This window comes from Janthinobacterium rivuli, assembly GCF_029690045.1.
GTDB lineage: Bacteria > Pseudomonadota > Gammaproteobacteria > Burkholderiales > Burkholderiaceae_D > Janthinobacterium > Janthinobacterium rivuli.
This window is the reverse complement of the sequence record NZ_CP121464.1, coordinates 6,147,349-6,161,502: the sequence shown is the minus strand read 5'-3', so window position 1 is coordinate 6,161,502 and position 14,154 is coordinate 6,147,349. Positions and strand designations below refer to the sequence as shown.

Sequence of the window (14,154 nt, the reverse complement as noted above, 5' to 3'; positions counted from 1 at the left end):
AATTTACAACATTTGCAGATTAACAGATTCAGCTTTGCATTATCTCGCATTTTCACGCCTTGTTCGCGGCGGCGATTGTGCGAATAATGCAAACAGACTTATACCCACACAAGGAGACACCGAGTGACCACGCAAACTGCAATTCCGACCGTTCCCCTCTTGATCAACGGCGAGTGGGTTGAATCCCAGACCACCGTCTGGCGCGACGTCGTCAACCCGGCCACGCAGGAAGTCCTGGCCAAGGTGCCGTTCGCCACGCCGGACGAAGTCAACGCGGCCATCGCCTCGGCCCAGCGCGCCTTCAAAACCTGGCGCAAGACGCCGATTGGCGCGCGCGCCCGCATCTTCCTCAAATTGCAGCAGCTGATCCGTGAAAACATGGCCGACCTGGCCGCGACGCTCACCATGGAACAGGGCAAGACCCTGCTCGACGCGGAAGGCGACGTCTTCCGCGGCCTGGAAGTGGTGGAGCATGCGGCCAATATCGGCACCCTGCAAATGGGCGAATACGCGCAAAACGTGGCCGGTGGCGTCGATACCTACAGCGTGATGCAGCCGCTGGGCGTGTGCGCCGGCATTACCCCGTTCAATTTCCCTGCCATGATCCCCTTGTGGATGTTCCCGATGGCGATTGCCTGTGGCAACACTTTCGTGCTGAAACCATCGGAGCAAGACCCGCTCGTGACGGAAAAACTCGTGCGCCTGGCCTTGCAGGCGGGCATCCCGGCCGGCGTGCTGAACGTGATTCACGGCGGCGAAGACGTCGTCAATGCCCTGTGCGACCACCCGGACATCAAGGCGATCTCGTTCGTGGGATCGAGCAAGGTGGGCACGCACGTGTACCAGCGCGCCAGCCTGAACGGCAAACGCGCGCAATGCATGATGGGCGCCAAGAATCACGCCGTTGTCTTACCGGATGCCAATAAAGAACAGACCCTGAACCAGCTGCTGGGCGCCGGTTTCGGCGCGGCCGGCCAGCGCTGCATGGCCGCCTCCGTCGCCGTGCTGGTGGGCGAAGCGCGCGACTGGCTGCCGGAATTGTCCGCCAAGGCGCAAACCTTGACGGTCGGCGCGGGCAAGGACAATCCTGACCTGGGTCCCGTCATTTCCTGCGCCGCAAAAGAGCGCGTCTTCAGCCTGGTCGCCAAGGGCATCGAACAGGGCGCCGTCTTGACCCTCGATGGCCGCGACGTCAAGGTCGATGGCTATCCGAACGGCAACTTCGTCGGACCGACGATTCTCTCCGGCGTGAAGCCCGGCATGGTCGTGTATGACCAGGAAATCTTTGGTCCCGTGCTGATCGTCGTCGAAGTCGATACGCTTGACGAAGCGATTGCCCTGGTCAACGCGAATCCGAACGGCAACGGCACGGCGCTGTTTACGCAAAGCGGCGCGGCCGCCCGCTACTTCCAGGAAGAAATCGACGTGGGCCAGGTCGGCATCAATGTGCCCATTCCCGTGCCCGTTCCCCTGTTCAGCTTTACGGGTTCGCGCGGCTCCAAGCTGGGCGATCTGGGGCCGTTCGGCAAGCAAGTCGTGCTGTTCTACACGCAGACGCAAACGATTACCCAGCGCTGGTTCACGGACGCGGCCTCGGTGGGCAAGGTCAACACCACCATCAGCCTGAAATAAGGAGCTGGCATGGACTTTGAACTGAGCGACGAGCAGCGCGAGTTCCAGCAGGCGGCGCGCGCGTTTGCCGAAGGGGAACTGGCGCCGCACGCGGCCCATTGGGACGCGGAATCGATCTTTCCCGTGGAAACGATCGCCAAGGCGGGCGAGATGGGCTTTTGCGGCCTGTACACGCCGCAGCGCTGGGGCGGCCTGGGCCTCTCGCGCCAGGATGCGGCCATCGTGTTTGAAGAGCTGGCCGGCGGCTGCACCTCGACCACGGCCTACATCACGATTCACAACATGGCCACCTGGATGCTGTCGCGCTGGGGCCAGGAAGCCCTGTGCGACGAGTGGGTGCCGGCCCTGGCCGCTGGCCAGAAGCTGGCCAGTTATTGCCTGACGGAACCGCAGTCGGGTTCCGACGCGGCATCCTTGCGCACCAAGGCCGCCAGGAATGGCGACTTTTATGTACTCGACGGTACGAAAGCCTTCATTTCCGGCGCGGGCCAGACGGACATGCTGATCGTCATGGCGAGGACTGGAGGCGAAGGCGCGGCCGGCATTTCCGCGTTTGCCGTGCCGGCGAACTTGCCCGGCATCGTGTATGGCAAGAAAGAAGAAAAGATGGGCTGGAACAGCCAGCCTACGCGCATCATCAGCTTTGACCAGGTGAAAGTGCCGGCAGCTAACTTGCTGGGTGCGGAAGGCGAAGGCTTTGCCATTGCCATGAAGGGCATCGATGGCGGGCGCATCAATATCGCCGTGTGCTCGGTGGGCACGGCGCAGGCGGCCCTCACGCGCGCGCAAACCTACATGAAGGAGCGCACGCAGTTCGGCCGCGAACTGGCGCAATTCCAGGCCTTGCAATTCAAGCTGGCCGACATGCTGACGGAACTGGTGGCGGCGCGCCAGATGGTGCGCCTGGCGGCGTGGAAACTGGACCAGGAAAGCCCGGACGCCACGGCGTATTGCGCCATGGCCAAACGTTTCGCCACGGATGTCGGTTTTAATGTGGCCAACGATGCGCTGCAATTGCACGGCGGCTATGGCTACATCCGCGAGTATCCGCTCGAGCGCCACGTGCGCGACACGCGGGTGCACCAGATCCTGGAAGGGACGAATGAAATTATGCGCCTGATCGTCGCGCGAGCGATTTTGAAAGACGGCGCCACGGAGACCTTACGATGAGCAAAGTGTATACAAATTTACTGCTGGAACGCCGTGGCCATACGGCCCTGGTGACCCTCGACAACCCGCCAGCCCACACGTGGACCCTGGCCAGCCTGAACGCGCTGACGCAGCTGGTGGCCGACCTGAATGCGGATCCGGACGTGTATGCGCTCGTGATCACGGGCGGCGGCGCCAAGTTCTTCTCGGCCGGTGCCGACCTGAAAGTGTTTGCCGACGGCAATAAGGACACGGCGTTCGCCATGGCCGCCGCCTTTGGCGAGGCGTTCGAGGCGCTGTCCGCGTTTCGCGGCGTCAGCATCGCCGCCATCAATGGCTATGCCATGGGTGGCGGGCTTGAATGCGCGCTCGCTTGCGATATTCGCATTGCCGAAGAACACGCGCAGATGGCCTTGCCGGAAGCGTCCGTCGGCTTGCTGCCGTGCGCGGGCGGCACGCAGCATTTGCCGTGGCTGGTGGGCGAAGGCTGGGCCAAGCGCATGATTTTATGTGGCGAGAGAGTCGATGCGGCCAAGGCCCTGGCCATCGGCCTGGTCGAGGAAGTCGTGCCAACCGGCAAGGCTGCCGCTACGGCACTGGCCCTGGCCGCCAAGGTGGCGCGCCAGAGCCCCAGCAGCGTGACGGCCTGCAAGACCCTGATCCAGGGCGCGCGCAGCCATCCGCTGGTCAATTCCTTGCCAGACGAGCGCACCTTGTTCCTCGGCCTGTTCGATACGCAAGACCAGAAAGAGGGCGTGCAAGCGTTCCTGGAAAAACGTCCGGCGGAGTGGAAGAATGGTTGAGACCGTCAAGATAGAAGAACGCGACTGTCCCGGCGGCATGAAGCTGGGCGTCATCACCCTCGACGCGCCAAAGTCGCTGCACGCCCTGACCCTGGACATGATACGTGCCATCGATGGCGCCCTCGTGCGCTGGGCCAGTGACGCTGCCATCGCCTGCGTGGTGCTGCAATCGTCGACCGACAAGGCCTTCTGTGCCGGCGGCGACGTGCGCAGCCTGCGCACGGCCGTCGTCGAGCAGCCGGATGTCGTGCCGAACCCGCAGGCGCTGGCCTTCTTTGCCGAGGAATACCGGCTCGACCACCGCATCCATACGTACGTGAAACCGTTGCTGGTATGGGGCGGCGGCATCGTCATGGGCGGCGGGCTGGGCCTGATGGCGGGCGCCAGCCATCGCGTGGTGACGGAAAGCACGCGCATCGCCATGCCGGAAATCACCATCGGCCTGTTCCCCGACGTGGGCGGCAGCTGGTTCCTCGGCCGTATGCCGGGGCGCAGCGGCCTGTTCCTGGGGCTGACGGGGGTGCCGATGAACGCGGCCGACGCCCTGTTCACGGGTCTGGGCGACTATTTCCTGCGCCAGGAAGAGCGCGCCATGGTGCTTGACTCGCTGGCGCTGGCGCAATGGCAAGCCAGCCCGCAAGCGAACAGCGAGCAGCTGAACCGCTTGCTGCGCGGCTTCTCGGCGCCGGCATCCATGCTGCCCGTCTCGGAAGTGCGCGCCAACTTCGACGCCATCGCCGTGCTGACGCAAGCGCCCACCTTGCCTGAAGTGGTGGCCGCCATTGCCGCGTATGACGGCGATTCGGCCTGGCTGCAAAAGGCGGCCCACTCGCTCGACAAGGGCGCGCCCACTTCGGCGGCCTTGGTCTGGGCCATGCGTGAACGCACACGCCACATGAGTCTGGCGCAAGTGTTCCAGCTGGAATTGATTGTTGCCGTGCAATGCTGCGCCCATGCCGATTTCCGCGAAGGCGTACGCGCCTTGCTGATCGACAAGGACAACGCGCCGCAGTGGCAGCCGGCCAGTCTGGCCGAGGTCAGCGGTGCGTATCTCAATGAATATTTCGCGGCGCCATGGGATAGCCATCCTTTGCGCGACCTGCATTAAAAGAACAACAGGAGATTTTTACCATGCAACATATCGCTTTCATCGGCTTGGGCAACATGGGCGCGCCGATGGCCCGCAATCTGGTGGCCGCCGGCTTTCACGTGTCCGTGTTCGACCTGGCGCCGGCGGCAGTGGCGTCCCTCGTCGAGGCGGGCGCCACGGCGGCTGCGTCCGCCAGCGCGGCCGTGCAGACGGCCGACGCCGTCATCACCATGTTGCCAGCCAATAAGCACGTGCAGGAACTGTACCTGGCGGCCGGTGGCGTGCTCGATTCGGCCAAGCCCGGTGCCTTGTTCATCGATTGCAGCACCATCGCCGCCGATGTGGCGCGGCAAGTGGCGCAGGCGGCCAGCGAGCGCGGCTTTGCCATGATCGATGCGCCCGTCTCGGGCGGCACGGCGGGCGCGGCGGCTGGCACCCTGACTTTTATCGTCGGCGGTAGTGTAGCGGCCTTGCAGCAGGCGCGGCCTTTGTTGGAAAAGATGGGCAAGAATATCTTCCATGCGGGCGAGGCGGGCGCGGGCCAGGTGGCGAAGATTTGCAACAACATGCTGCTGGGTATCTTGATGGCGGGGACGGCCGAGGCGCTGAACCTGGGCGTGGCGCATGGCCTGGACCCGAAAGTATTGTCCGATATCATGGCCAAGAGTTCGGGCCGCAACTGGACCCTGGAAGTGTACAACCCGTGGCCCGGTGTCATGGACGGCACGCCCGCGTCGCGCGATTACACGGGCGGCTTCGGCACGGCGCTGATGTTGAAAGACCTGGGCCTGGCGCAGCAGTCGGCCCTGTCGGCGAACGCGCCCACGCCCTTGGGCGGGCTGGTGCGGCAGTTGTACCAGATGCATGCGCAAGCCGGTTATGCGCAGCAGGATTTCTCCAGCATCGTGCAAATGTTGCAGCCGGGCTTGAATAAACCCGTTTGAGGAATTTTGGGCAAAAAAAAGCCCGCTGGTAAAAGCGGGCTAAATCCAATTCTTGGAAGAGTTGGAGGAGACAGATGCATTATGCTGCATCGCCACATATAACTCCAATTTATCTTTGGAATATCAACTATAGATTTCCGTGATATCTCTTCCCGGTAGCCGCGCAGCGGCTACCGTTGCCGCCACTCAGGCCGGATTGCAAACGATCTGCACCGTCGTCACATTCGCTTCGCCCATGGTGCCGCCGCCTGTACCTGGCTGTACCGTGCACTTCAGCCCCTTTGGCTGGGTTTCGGAGACGCTGATGCCATAGGTGTCGCCATAGGCGACCGAGCCGGACATGGTAAAGGTCGTGGCATCCTTGGCCACCGTTGTTGTCGTACTGCCGTTAATCAGCACCAGGCCGTCCACCGTCAGGCCGGAAACCGTGCCGCCCACGGTATATTTGTTTTGCGAGCAAGTAACCGCGGCGCTGATATTGATGTAATGGCCAGCCGAACCGGAACCACCGCTGATGCCGCAAGTCATGTGGGCTGGTTGTTTATTGACGGTGATGTTGTAGTCGGTGCCATAGTCGATGCGCTTGATAAAGGTAAACTCTGTTTTGCCCGCAGGAACCGGCAGGGTGTCGCTGCCGTTGGCCAGGATCAGTCCTTCATTGTTCAAGCCTGTGATGGTGCCGCTGACGTCATACGAGGCCTTGCCGCCGCAAGCGGCCAGTCCCAGGGTCAGCAGCAGTGCGGCGAGTGGGCGCAAGCAGGATAACTTCATGTATTTCTCCAAAAAATAGGTGACGGATCGCAAGGATTACTGCGGCGTGCAGTCAAGTGTGGCCGCGGTCGTGGCGGCGGAGCCCATCGTGCCGACCGTATCGCTGCCGTCCGCACTGCTGGAACCCTGGAAGCGGCACTTCAGGCCCGTTGGCTGAGCCAGTATGGAAATACCGTACGCGGCGCCGTCATCAACGCTGAATTCGTAGGCGGTGGCGCCAGCCAGCAGGGTGGTGCCGTTGGAACCCATCACCAGACGCAAGCCATCGGCGCTCAGGCCCGTGACCGTGCCGCGAAGCAGGTAGGTGTTGGTCTTGCAGTTCACCTGGGCCGTGCTCACGGAGTAGCTCGATGCCTTGCCGACGCCATTGATAATCGTGCAAACGGCGCCCTTGGGCTGTTGTGCGATGGTGATGTCGTAGCGGTCATCGTTCTTGACCAGCTTGGTGAAAACAGCGGTGGACAGGCCAGCAGTAACCGGCAAGCGTTCCCCGTCATTCTGGAGAATCAGGCCATCCTTGGCCAGGCCGAAGACTTGGACTTGCAGATACAGGTTGCCGCCGCTGCCGCCGCAGGCTGCCAGTGTGGCGGCGCAAGCCGCCGCCAGCATCGAGCGCAGGTACAAATTTTTCATACAGTCTCCAAAACGAATTAGGTTGGGTAGCGCAACGCGGACGCTGGCGCCGCATTGGAATGGCGCCTATTTTAGTCTATCTGGCAAGCTGGATGATCTTGCCTTGTATCACCCTGTAACAATTTTTCGCCGGGAAGCGCTGGCCCGGCCCCATTTCACGGGGGCGCAGCCATGCCGGCGGCGGCGATCGGTGCGACAATAGCTATACCCTGCGCACTGTGACGCAGCATCCCATTGTGAGTCCCATGTCCCTTGCTCCTGTAAAACCCGCCGTGCCGCCCAAGGCCATCCTGTTTGACCTCGACGATACCTTGTGGCCTATCGCGCCCGTGATTGCCGCCGCCGAAACCCTGCTGCACGACTGGCTGGCCACGCATGCGCCCAAGGTGGCGCAGCAGTTTTCCATCGAGGTGTTGCGCCAGCATCGCCTGGCCATGCTCAATGCGCAGCCGCATTTCCATGGCAACCTGATCGAGTTGCGCCGCGCGGGCCTGCTGGCCGCCTTCGAGGCGGCCGGCGAGGATCCCGCCCTGGTCGACGGCGCCATCGCGCAGTTCCTTGCGGCCCGTCATCGCGTCCAGCCATATGACGACGTCTTGCCGGGCCTGGCCTGGATGGGCCAGCGTATGCTGGTCGGCTCCATCTCGAATGGCAATGCGGACCTTGAAATTATCGGCCTGGCGCAGCATTTCAAGGTATCGATCGCCGCCAGCGACTTTGGCGTGGCCAAGCCCGACGCCAGCATCTTCCTGGCCGCTTGCGCCGCGCTGGACGTGGCGCCCCATGAAGCCGTGTATGTCGGCGACGATCTGTATTTCGATGTGACGGGAGCGCAGGGGGCGGGCATGCGTGCCGTGTGGATGAACCGCAAGGGCAGCGATGCCCACCTGGCCGCCGGCGTGCAGCCCGACGCCATCTGCGCCAACTTTAATGAATTGCTGTTGTGGTTGCAGGGGCAACTGGAAGATTGATCGCCGCAGGACGGGCGAACGTGCATAATAGGCGCTGTTGCTGCACGTTCGGCCGCTTTCGTTGCCGCTTGCTTAACAAAACACTTGCTTAAATAAAACACCATGCAACTCGATACACGTGCCCAAACACTGCTGAAAGCCCTGGTCGAGCGATATATCGCCGACGGCCTGCCGGTCGGTTCGCGCGCCTTGTCGAAAATTTCCGGCCTCGACCTGTCGCCGGCCACGATCCGCAACATCATGGCTGACTTGGAAGAGCTCGGTTATGTGTCCAGTCCGCACACCTCGGCCGGACGCATCCCCACGCCGCGCGGCTACCGCATCTTTGTCGACACCTTGCTGACGGTCCGGCACCTGGACGAGCACATGGTGGAGTCGCGCATGCGCCTGCAGACGCCGCAGCCGCAAAAAACCATCGCCAACGCGGCGCAGATGCTGTCGTCGCTGTCGCAGTTTGCCGGCGTCGTGCTCAGTCCGCGCCGCGAATCCGTGTTCCAGCAAATCGAATTCTTGCGCCTGTCCGAAAAACGCATCCTGCTCGTCATCGTCGCCCCCGGCGGCGACGTGCAGAACCGTTTATTGCTGACGGAAGCCGACTATACGCCGGCGCAACTGGTGCAATCGGCCAACTATATCAACCAGAATTATGGCGGCCTGTCCTTCGACGCCGTGCGCGTGCGCCTGCAGGGCGAGCTGCGCCAGCTGCGTGACGATATGGGCAGCCTGATGCAGGCGGCCGTGGAAGCGGGCAGCGAAGCGATGGCCGACCATAGCGACGACATGGTGATTTCCGGCGAGCGCAACTTGCTCAGCGTGAGCGATCTGTCCTCGAATATGCATTCGCTGCGCCAGATGTTCGACATGTTCGAGCAAAAAACGGGCTTGATGCAGCTGCTCGACGTGTCGAGCAAGGCGACGGGCGTGCAGATTTTCATCGGCGGCGAATCGAACCTGGTGCCGATGGATGAGATGAGCGTGGTGACGGCGCCGTATGAAGTCAACGGCAAGATCGTGGGAACGCTGGGAGTGATCGGGCCGACGCGCATGGCTTACGAACGCGTCATCCCGATTGTCGATATCACGGCCAAGTTGCTGTCAAGCGCGCTCAGCCATCATTGATCGTACTGCCTGACGCGCCAGCCGCTCCGTGGGACCGGCAAGCGTGGATCAGGCGGTTTTGTGCGGGCAAGCTGTCTTGGTGCAGTTGCCGTAGATGGCCAGGGCGTGTTCGGCGATCTTGAAGCCGCGCTCCTCGGCCACTTTTTGCTGGCGGATTTCGATTTCTTCGTCGAAGAATTCTTCGACCCGGCCACAGTCGAGGCACACCAGGTGGTCGTGGTGGGAGCCTTCGTTGAGTTCGAAAATCGCCTTGCCGGTTTCAAAATGGTTGCGGTTGAGCAAGCCAGCCTGTTCGAACTGCGTCAGGACGCGGTAGACAGTTGCCAAACCGACATCCATATTGTCGGCCAGCAGAATTTTATACACGTCTTCCGCGGTCAGGTGGCGTACCGGGCTACTCTGGAAGATATCGAGTATCTTCAGCCGTGGCAGGGTGGCTTTCAGGCCGCTTGCCTTGAGATCACTAGGATTGTTACTCATGTTTGTTGCTCGTATGTGGGTCAGGTGCTTTATCATATAGCGTTTTGTCGGGGAGTGCCAAAATATGCTTTTTTTTGGCGGGCCGGTCACTCCTGGCGTTTTGTTCATCCAATTGAGGTCATTTATGCGCGTAACACCGGCTGTATTGCCATCTCTCTGGCACCGTATTTCATTTCGAGCACCAGTCGTGGCAGGCATGGTCTGTGTCGCGCTGGCCATGTCCGGCTGCGCCAGCCGTGGCATTCTGGGCGAAAAGCCGGCAGCTGCTCAAAAAGAAGGCAAGGAACTGGTTCCCGAACAGGGCGCACAAACGACCACCATCACGCCGCTGCAAAAATTCATGTGGTTTTTCTCGCCCTACCGTCCTGACATTCAACAAGGCAACTTCGTCTCCGAAGAGATGCTGGCCCAGTTGAAAGTGGGGATGACGCGCGACCAGGTGCGTTTCGTCCTCGGCACCTCGCTGCTGACCGATATCTTCCATGCCGACCGCTGGGATTACCCGTTCCGCCTGGCCCGGGGCAGTGGCGAAACCACCAGCAGCCGCGTGGTCGTGTACTTCGGCAAGGATGGCAAAGTGGAACGTTTCGAAGGCGGCAACTTGCCGACGGAAAAAGAATACATCGACCGCATCGCCGGTCCGTCGCCATTCGCCAAGGTTGCCAAGGCTGACGCGCCTGCCGCCGCCGTGCCATCGCCCGTGGCGCCAAGCGCCGTGCCGGTGCCGGCCGACGCCGCCCCTGCCATTCCTGTGAGCAAGCCTGAAGTTGCACCCGCACCCGCACCCGCAACGGCGCCTGCCGCCGAGCCTGCACCTGCACCTGCTGCCGAACCCACCAAATAAGTTGCTGTAAGAGAATAAAATGACTGAACTGAAAATTGCCATCGCTGGCGCCAGCGGCCGTATGGGCCATATCCTGATCGAAGCCGTCAGCAACGCGCCTGACGCTGTTCTCGCTGGCGCGCTCGACCGCGCTGGTTCGCCGTCCGTCGGCCAGGATGCCGCCGCCTTTCTCGGTAAACCTGCCGGCGTGCTGATCGAGTCAAGCCTGGCTACCGGCCTGGCCGGCGCCGATTACCTGATCGACTTCACGCGTCCCGAAGGCACTTTGCAGCACCTGGCGTATTGCGCCGAGCACGGCATCAAGATGATCATCGGCACCACCGGTTTCGATGACGCTGGCAAGGCCGCCATTGCCGCCGCCGCCGAAAAGACGGCCATCATGTTCGCGCCGAACATGAGCGTGGGCGTGAACGTCACCATGAAGCTGCTGGAACTGGCCGCGAAAAGCCTGTCCGAAGGCTACGACATCGAGATCATCGAAGCCCATCACCGCCACAAGGTCGATGCGCCGTCGGGCACGGCCCTGCAAATGGGTGAAGTGGTGGCCGGCGCCCTGGGCCGCGACTTGAAGGAATGCGCCGTGTACGGCCGCGAAGGCGTGACGGGCGAACGCGACCCGTCGACCATCGGCTTTGCCACCATCCGCGGCGGCGATATCGTCGGCGACCATACGGTGCTGTTTGCCGGCATCGGCGAGCGCATCGAGATCAGCCACAAGTCGAGCAGCCGCGTCACCTACGCCCACGGCGCCCTGCGCGCCGCGCGTTTCCTGGCCGACAAGCCGACCGGCCTGTTCGACATGCAGGACGTGCTGTCGCTGAAGAACTGAGGAAGCTATGGCCACTGCCATCCTGAATGGAAAAGACATCACCGACGCAGCGAGCTTTCACGCGCAATGCGTGCCAGCCTTCGGTTTCCCCGAGTTCTACGGCAACAGCATGGATGCCTGGGTCGATTGCCTCAGCTATCTGCGCGACGACGAAAACATGACGCAGTTCCGTTTGAAACCAAACGAAGTGCTCGACATCGTTGTGCAGGATGCGGAAGCGATGAAGGCGCAAGTGCCGGATTTACTGGAAGAAATCACGTTCTGTATCGCCGGCATCAACGAGCGCTATGAGGATTATGGCGAAAAGCCGGCGTTGAAGCTGACCCTGAAATAATTCCGGGGTCAGACCCGCCGGGTCTGACCCCAGCTTTTTACACCACCTTGCGTTCGCGCAAGCCGTCAATCTCCGCGTTGTCCAACCCCAGCCACTGCTGCAGCACTTCCTGCGTATGCTGCCCCAGCAACGGTGGCGGCAAGCGGTATTGCACCGGCGAGCTTGAGAGGCGCACGGGATTGGCCACCAGCGCCACCGTGCCCGCCGTGGGATGCGGCATCTCCACTTTCAAGCCACGCGCCACCACTTGCGGGTCGGCAAAGACCTGGTCGATGCGGTTGACGGGACCGCACGGCACGGCTTGCGCCTCGAAGGCGCTGATCCACTCGGCCGTCGTGCGCATGACCGTGGCCTGGCGCATCAGGGGGATCAGGATGGACCGGTTTGCCACGCGCTGCGGATTGGTGGCAAAACGTTCGTCCAGCGCCCATTCCGGGTGGCCGGCGACGGCGCAAAAGCGCGAGAATTGCCCGTCATTGCCGATCGCCAGAATCATGTCGCCATCGGCCGTAGGAAAATCCTGGTAGGGCACGATGTTCGGATGCGCATTGCCCATACGCTGCGGCACTTTGCCGCCGCACAGGTAATTGGCGGCCTGGTTGCCCAGCGCGGCCACTTGCACGTCGAGCAAGGCCAGGTCGATATGCTGGCCCAGGCCCGAGCGTTCCCGTTCGGCCAGCGCCGCCTGCACGGCGATGGTGGCGTACAGGCCCGTCAGGATGTCCGTCTGCGCCACGCCCACTTTTTGCGGCCCGGCACCGGGCTGGCCATCGGGTATGCCCGTGATGCTCATCAAGCCGCCCATGCCCTGGATCAAAAAGTCATAGCCGGCGCGCGCCGCGTACGGCCCATCCTGGCCAAAGCCCGTGATGGAGCAGTAGACGAGGCGCGGGTTGAGTGCCAGCAAACTGGCCGCGTCCAAACCATATTGCTTCAAGCCATCGAGCTTGAAATTTTCCAGCAGCACGTCCGATTCGGCCGCCAGCTTGCGCACCAGCGCTTGCCCTTCAGGGGCGGCCAGGTCGATGCACAGCGAGCGCTTGTTGCGGTTGGCGCACTGGAAATAGGCGGCCTCGGCAGTATCGCGGCCGTCCTCGTCTTTCAGGTACGGCGGACCCCAGGAGCGCGTGTCGTCGCCGCGGCCCGGCTGTTCAACCTTGACCACGTCGGCACCGAGGTCGGCCAGCATTTGCCCGGCCCACGGACCGGCCAGCACGCGTGACAGGTCGAGCACGCGCAAGCCGACCAGCGGCGCGGGCCGCAGGGTGGAAGCCAAGGCGTCCATTAGTTGAAGGCGGCGATGCCGGTGATGGCGCGGCCGATGATCAGCGCGTGCACATCGTGCGTGCCTTCATAGGTGTTGACCACTTCCAGGTTGACCAGGTGGCGGATGACGCCGAACTCGTCGGAAATGCCGTTGCCACCCATCATGTCGCGCGCCATGCGGGCAATATCGAGCGCCTTGCCGCAGCTGTTGCGTTTCATGATGGACGTGATTTCCACGGCGGGCGAGCCTTCATCCTTCATGCGTCCCAGGCGCAAGCAGCCTTGCAAGCCCATGGTGATTTCCGTCAGCATGTCGGCCAGTTTCTTTTGCACCAGCTGGTTCGCTGCCAATGGGCGGCCGAATTGCTGGCGGTCCATCGTGTATTGGCGGGCCTTCAGGTAGCAGTCTTCGGCCGCGCCCAGCGCGCCCCAGGCGATACCGTAGCGGGCGCTGTTCAGGCAAGTGAACGGGCCTTTCAAGCCGCGCACGTCGGGGAAGGCGTTTTCTTCCGGGCAAAACACTTCATCCATGACGATTTCACCGGTGATGCTGGTGCGCAAGCCCACCTTGCCATGGATTTCCGGCGCCGACAGGCCTTTCCAGCCTTTTTCCAGCACGAAGCCGCGGATCGCGCCTTCATCGTCCTTGGCCCAGACGACGAACACGTCGGCGATCGGGCTGTTGGTGATCCACATCTTGGCGCCCGACAGGCTGTAGCCGCCCGGCACTTTACGGGCGCGCGTGACCATGCTGCCAGGGTCGGAGCCGTGGTTCGGTTCCGTCAGGCCGAAGCAGCCGATGAATTCGCCCGTCGCCAGTTTCGGCAGGTATTTCTGTTTGGTTTCTTCGTTGCCGAAGGCGTTGATCGGCACCATCACCAACGACGATTGCACGCTCATCATCGAGCGGTAGCCCGAATCGACGCGCTCGACTTCGCGCGCGGCCAGGCCATAGCAAACATAGTTCAGGCCGGCGCCGCCGTATTCTTCGGGAATGGTGGTGCCCAGCAAGCCCAGCTCACCCATTTCGCGGAAAATGGCCGCGTCCGTGCGGCCATGGCGGAACGATTCGAGGACCCTTGGCACCAGGCTGCCCTGGCAATAGTCGCGGGCCGCTTCCAGCACGGCGCGTTCGTCGCCCGTCAGTTGTTCTTCCAGCAGCAGGGGGGAATTCCAGTCGAATACGGTTTTGCTCATCACAGGCCTCGCAGGTGAGCGCCGGTGATCGGCGCAAGATTGAATATGGCTCATGGTAGGTTTTTGCCTAGCCTTGCGCAAACGATTTTTTC

The 14,154-nt window shown here is 62.2% G+C and carries 15 protein-coding genes; 10 read left to right on the top strand and 5 right to left on the bottom strand.

Annotation, left to right across the window (positions count from 1 at the left end):
* The first annotated feature begins 123 nt into the window (after positions 1-123).
* From P9875_RS27950 to mmsB, 5 genes are read left to right on the top strand one after another with little or no spacing between them, the layout of a single operon-like run.
* Positions 124-1,632, top strand: coding sequence for a CoA-acylating methylmalonate-semialdehyde dehydrogenase (locus P9875_RS27950; RefSeq protein WP_099403953.1), 1,509 nt, complete (start codon positions 124-126; stop codon positions 1,630-1,632).
* Between the two features lie 9 nt (positions 1,633-1,641).
* A complete protein-coding gene (locus tag P9875_RS27945) occupies positions 1,642-2,802 on the top strand; it encodes an acyl-CoA dehydrogenase family protein (protein ID WP_099403952.1) in 1,161 nt (386 codons plus the stop codon).
* Positions 2,799-3,584, top strand: coding sequence for an enoyl-CoA hydratase (locus P9875_RS27940; RefSeq protein ID WP_035822702.1), 786 nt, complete (start codon positions 2,799-2,801; stop codon positions 3,582-3,584). The genes P9875_RS27945 and P9875_RS27940 overlap by 4 nt, the downstream gene beginning before the upstream one ends.
* Positions 3,577-4,692 (top strand): enoyl-CoA hydratase/isomerase family protein, encoded by a 1,116-nt coding sequence (locus P9875_RS27935; RefSeq protein ID WP_278317212.1) that lies wholly within the window; start codon positions 3,577-3,579, stop codon positions 4,690-4,692. Before P9875_RS27940 ends, P9875_RS27935 begins: the two co-directional genes overlap by 8 nt.
* 23 nt (positions 4,693-4,715) lie before the next feature.
* Positions 4,716-5,618: a 3-hydroxyisobutyrate dehydrogenase gene (gene mmsB, locus P9875_RS27930; protein ID WP_099403949.1), complete on the top strand. Its 903-nt coding sequence runs from the start codon at positions 4,716-4,718 to the stop codon at positions 5,616-5,618.
* A gap of 186 nt (positions 5,619-5,804) precedes the next feature.
* On the opposite strand, the gene P9875_RS27925 is transcribed toward mmsB, so the two are convergent.
* Together P9875_RS27925 and P9875_RS27920 are read right to left on the bottom strand one after the other, a co-directional pair.
* On the bottom strand, positions 5,805-6,389 hold the full coding sequence (locus tag P9875_RS27925) for a hypothetical protein (RefSeq protein ID WP_099403948.1): 585 nt from the start codon (positions 6,387-6,389) through the stop codon (positions 5,805-5,807).
* A 36-nt stretch (positions 6,390-6,425) separates the two neighbouring features.
* Positions 6,426-7,022 (bottom strand): hypothetical protein, encoded by a 597-nt coding sequence (locus P9875_RS27920; protein WP_099403947.1) that lies wholly within the window; start codon positions 7,020-7,022, stop codon positions 6,426-6,428.
* Positions 7,023-7,267: 245 nt separating this feature from the next.
* Here P9875_RS27920 and P9875_RS27915 point away from each other — a divergent pair, with 245 nt between their 5' ends.
* Complete coding sequence (locus P9875_RS27915; RefSeq protein ID WP_278317211.1) at positions 7,268-7,993, top strand: HAD family hydrolase; 726 nt, start codon at positions 7,268-7,270, stop codon at positions 7,991-7,993.
* 102 nt (positions 7,994-8,095) lie between these two features.
* Positions 8,096-9,112 carry a heat-inducible transcriptional repressor HrcA gene (hrcA, locus tag P9875_RS27910; RefSeq protein WP_035822689.1) on the top strand — a complete coding sequence of 339 codons (1,017 nt, stop codon included), beginning with the start codon at positions 8,096-8,098 and terminating at the stop codon, positions 9,110-9,112.
* Positions 9,113-9,160: 48 nt separating this feature from the next.
* Here the strand turns inward: hrcA and fur are convergent, their stop codons facing one another.
* The gene (gene fur / locus P9875_RS27905) at positions 9,161-9,592 is read right to left on the bottom strand and encodes a ferric iron uptake transcriptional regulator (RefSeq protein ID WP_034745717.1); all 432 of its coding nucleotides are present in this window, start codon (positions 9,590-9,592) and stop codon (positions 9,161-9,163) included.
* A 196-nt stretch (positions 9,593-9,788) separates the two neighbouring features.
* On the opposite strand from fur, the gene P9875_RS27900 reads away from it, so the two are divergent.
* The 3 genes from P9875_RS27900 to P9875_RS27890 are packed head-to-tail and all read left to right on the top strand — an operon-like array spanning position 9,789 to position 11,599.
* On the top strand, positions 9,789-10,436 hold the full coding sequence (locus P9875_RS27900) for an outer membrane protein assembly factor BamE (protein ID WP_423221869.1): 648 nt from the start codon (positions 9,789-9,791) through the stop codon (positions 10,434-10,436).
* A 19-nt stretch (positions 10,437-10,455) separates the two neighbouring features.
* Positions 10,456-11,265, top strand: a complete 810-nt coding sequence (gene dapB / locus P9875_RS27895; protein ID WP_035822687.1) for a 4-hydroxy-tetrahydrodipicolinate reductase — start codon at positions 10,456-10,458, stop codon at positions 11,263-11,265.
* Positions 11,266-11,272: 7 nt separating this feature from the next.
* Positions 11,273-11,599 (top strand): barstar family protein, encoded by a 327-nt coding sequence (locus P9875_RS27890; RefSeq protein WP_278317209.1) that lies wholly within the window; start codon positions 11,273-11,275, stop codon positions 11,597-11,599.
* A gap of 37 nt (positions 11,600-11,636) precedes the next feature.
* Here P9875_RS27890 and P9875_RS27885 read toward each other — a convergent pair whose 3' ends face one another.
* Positions 11,637-12,884 carry a CaiB/BaiF CoA transferase family protein gene (locus tag P9875_RS27885; RefSeq protein ID WP_278317208.1) on the bottom strand — a complete coding sequence of 416 codons (1,248 nt, stop codon included), beginning with the start codon at positions 12,882-12,884 and terminating at the stop codon, positions 11,637-11,639.
* A complete protein-coding gene (locus P9875_RS27880) occupies positions 12,884-14,062 on the bottom strand; it encodes an acyl-CoA dehydrogenase (protein WP_034778773.1) in 1,179 nt (392 codons plus the stop codon). The genes P9875_RS27885 and P9875_RS27880 overlap by 1 nt, the downstream gene beginning before the upstream one ends.
* Between the last annotated feature and the right edge of the window lie 92 nt (positions 14,063-14,154).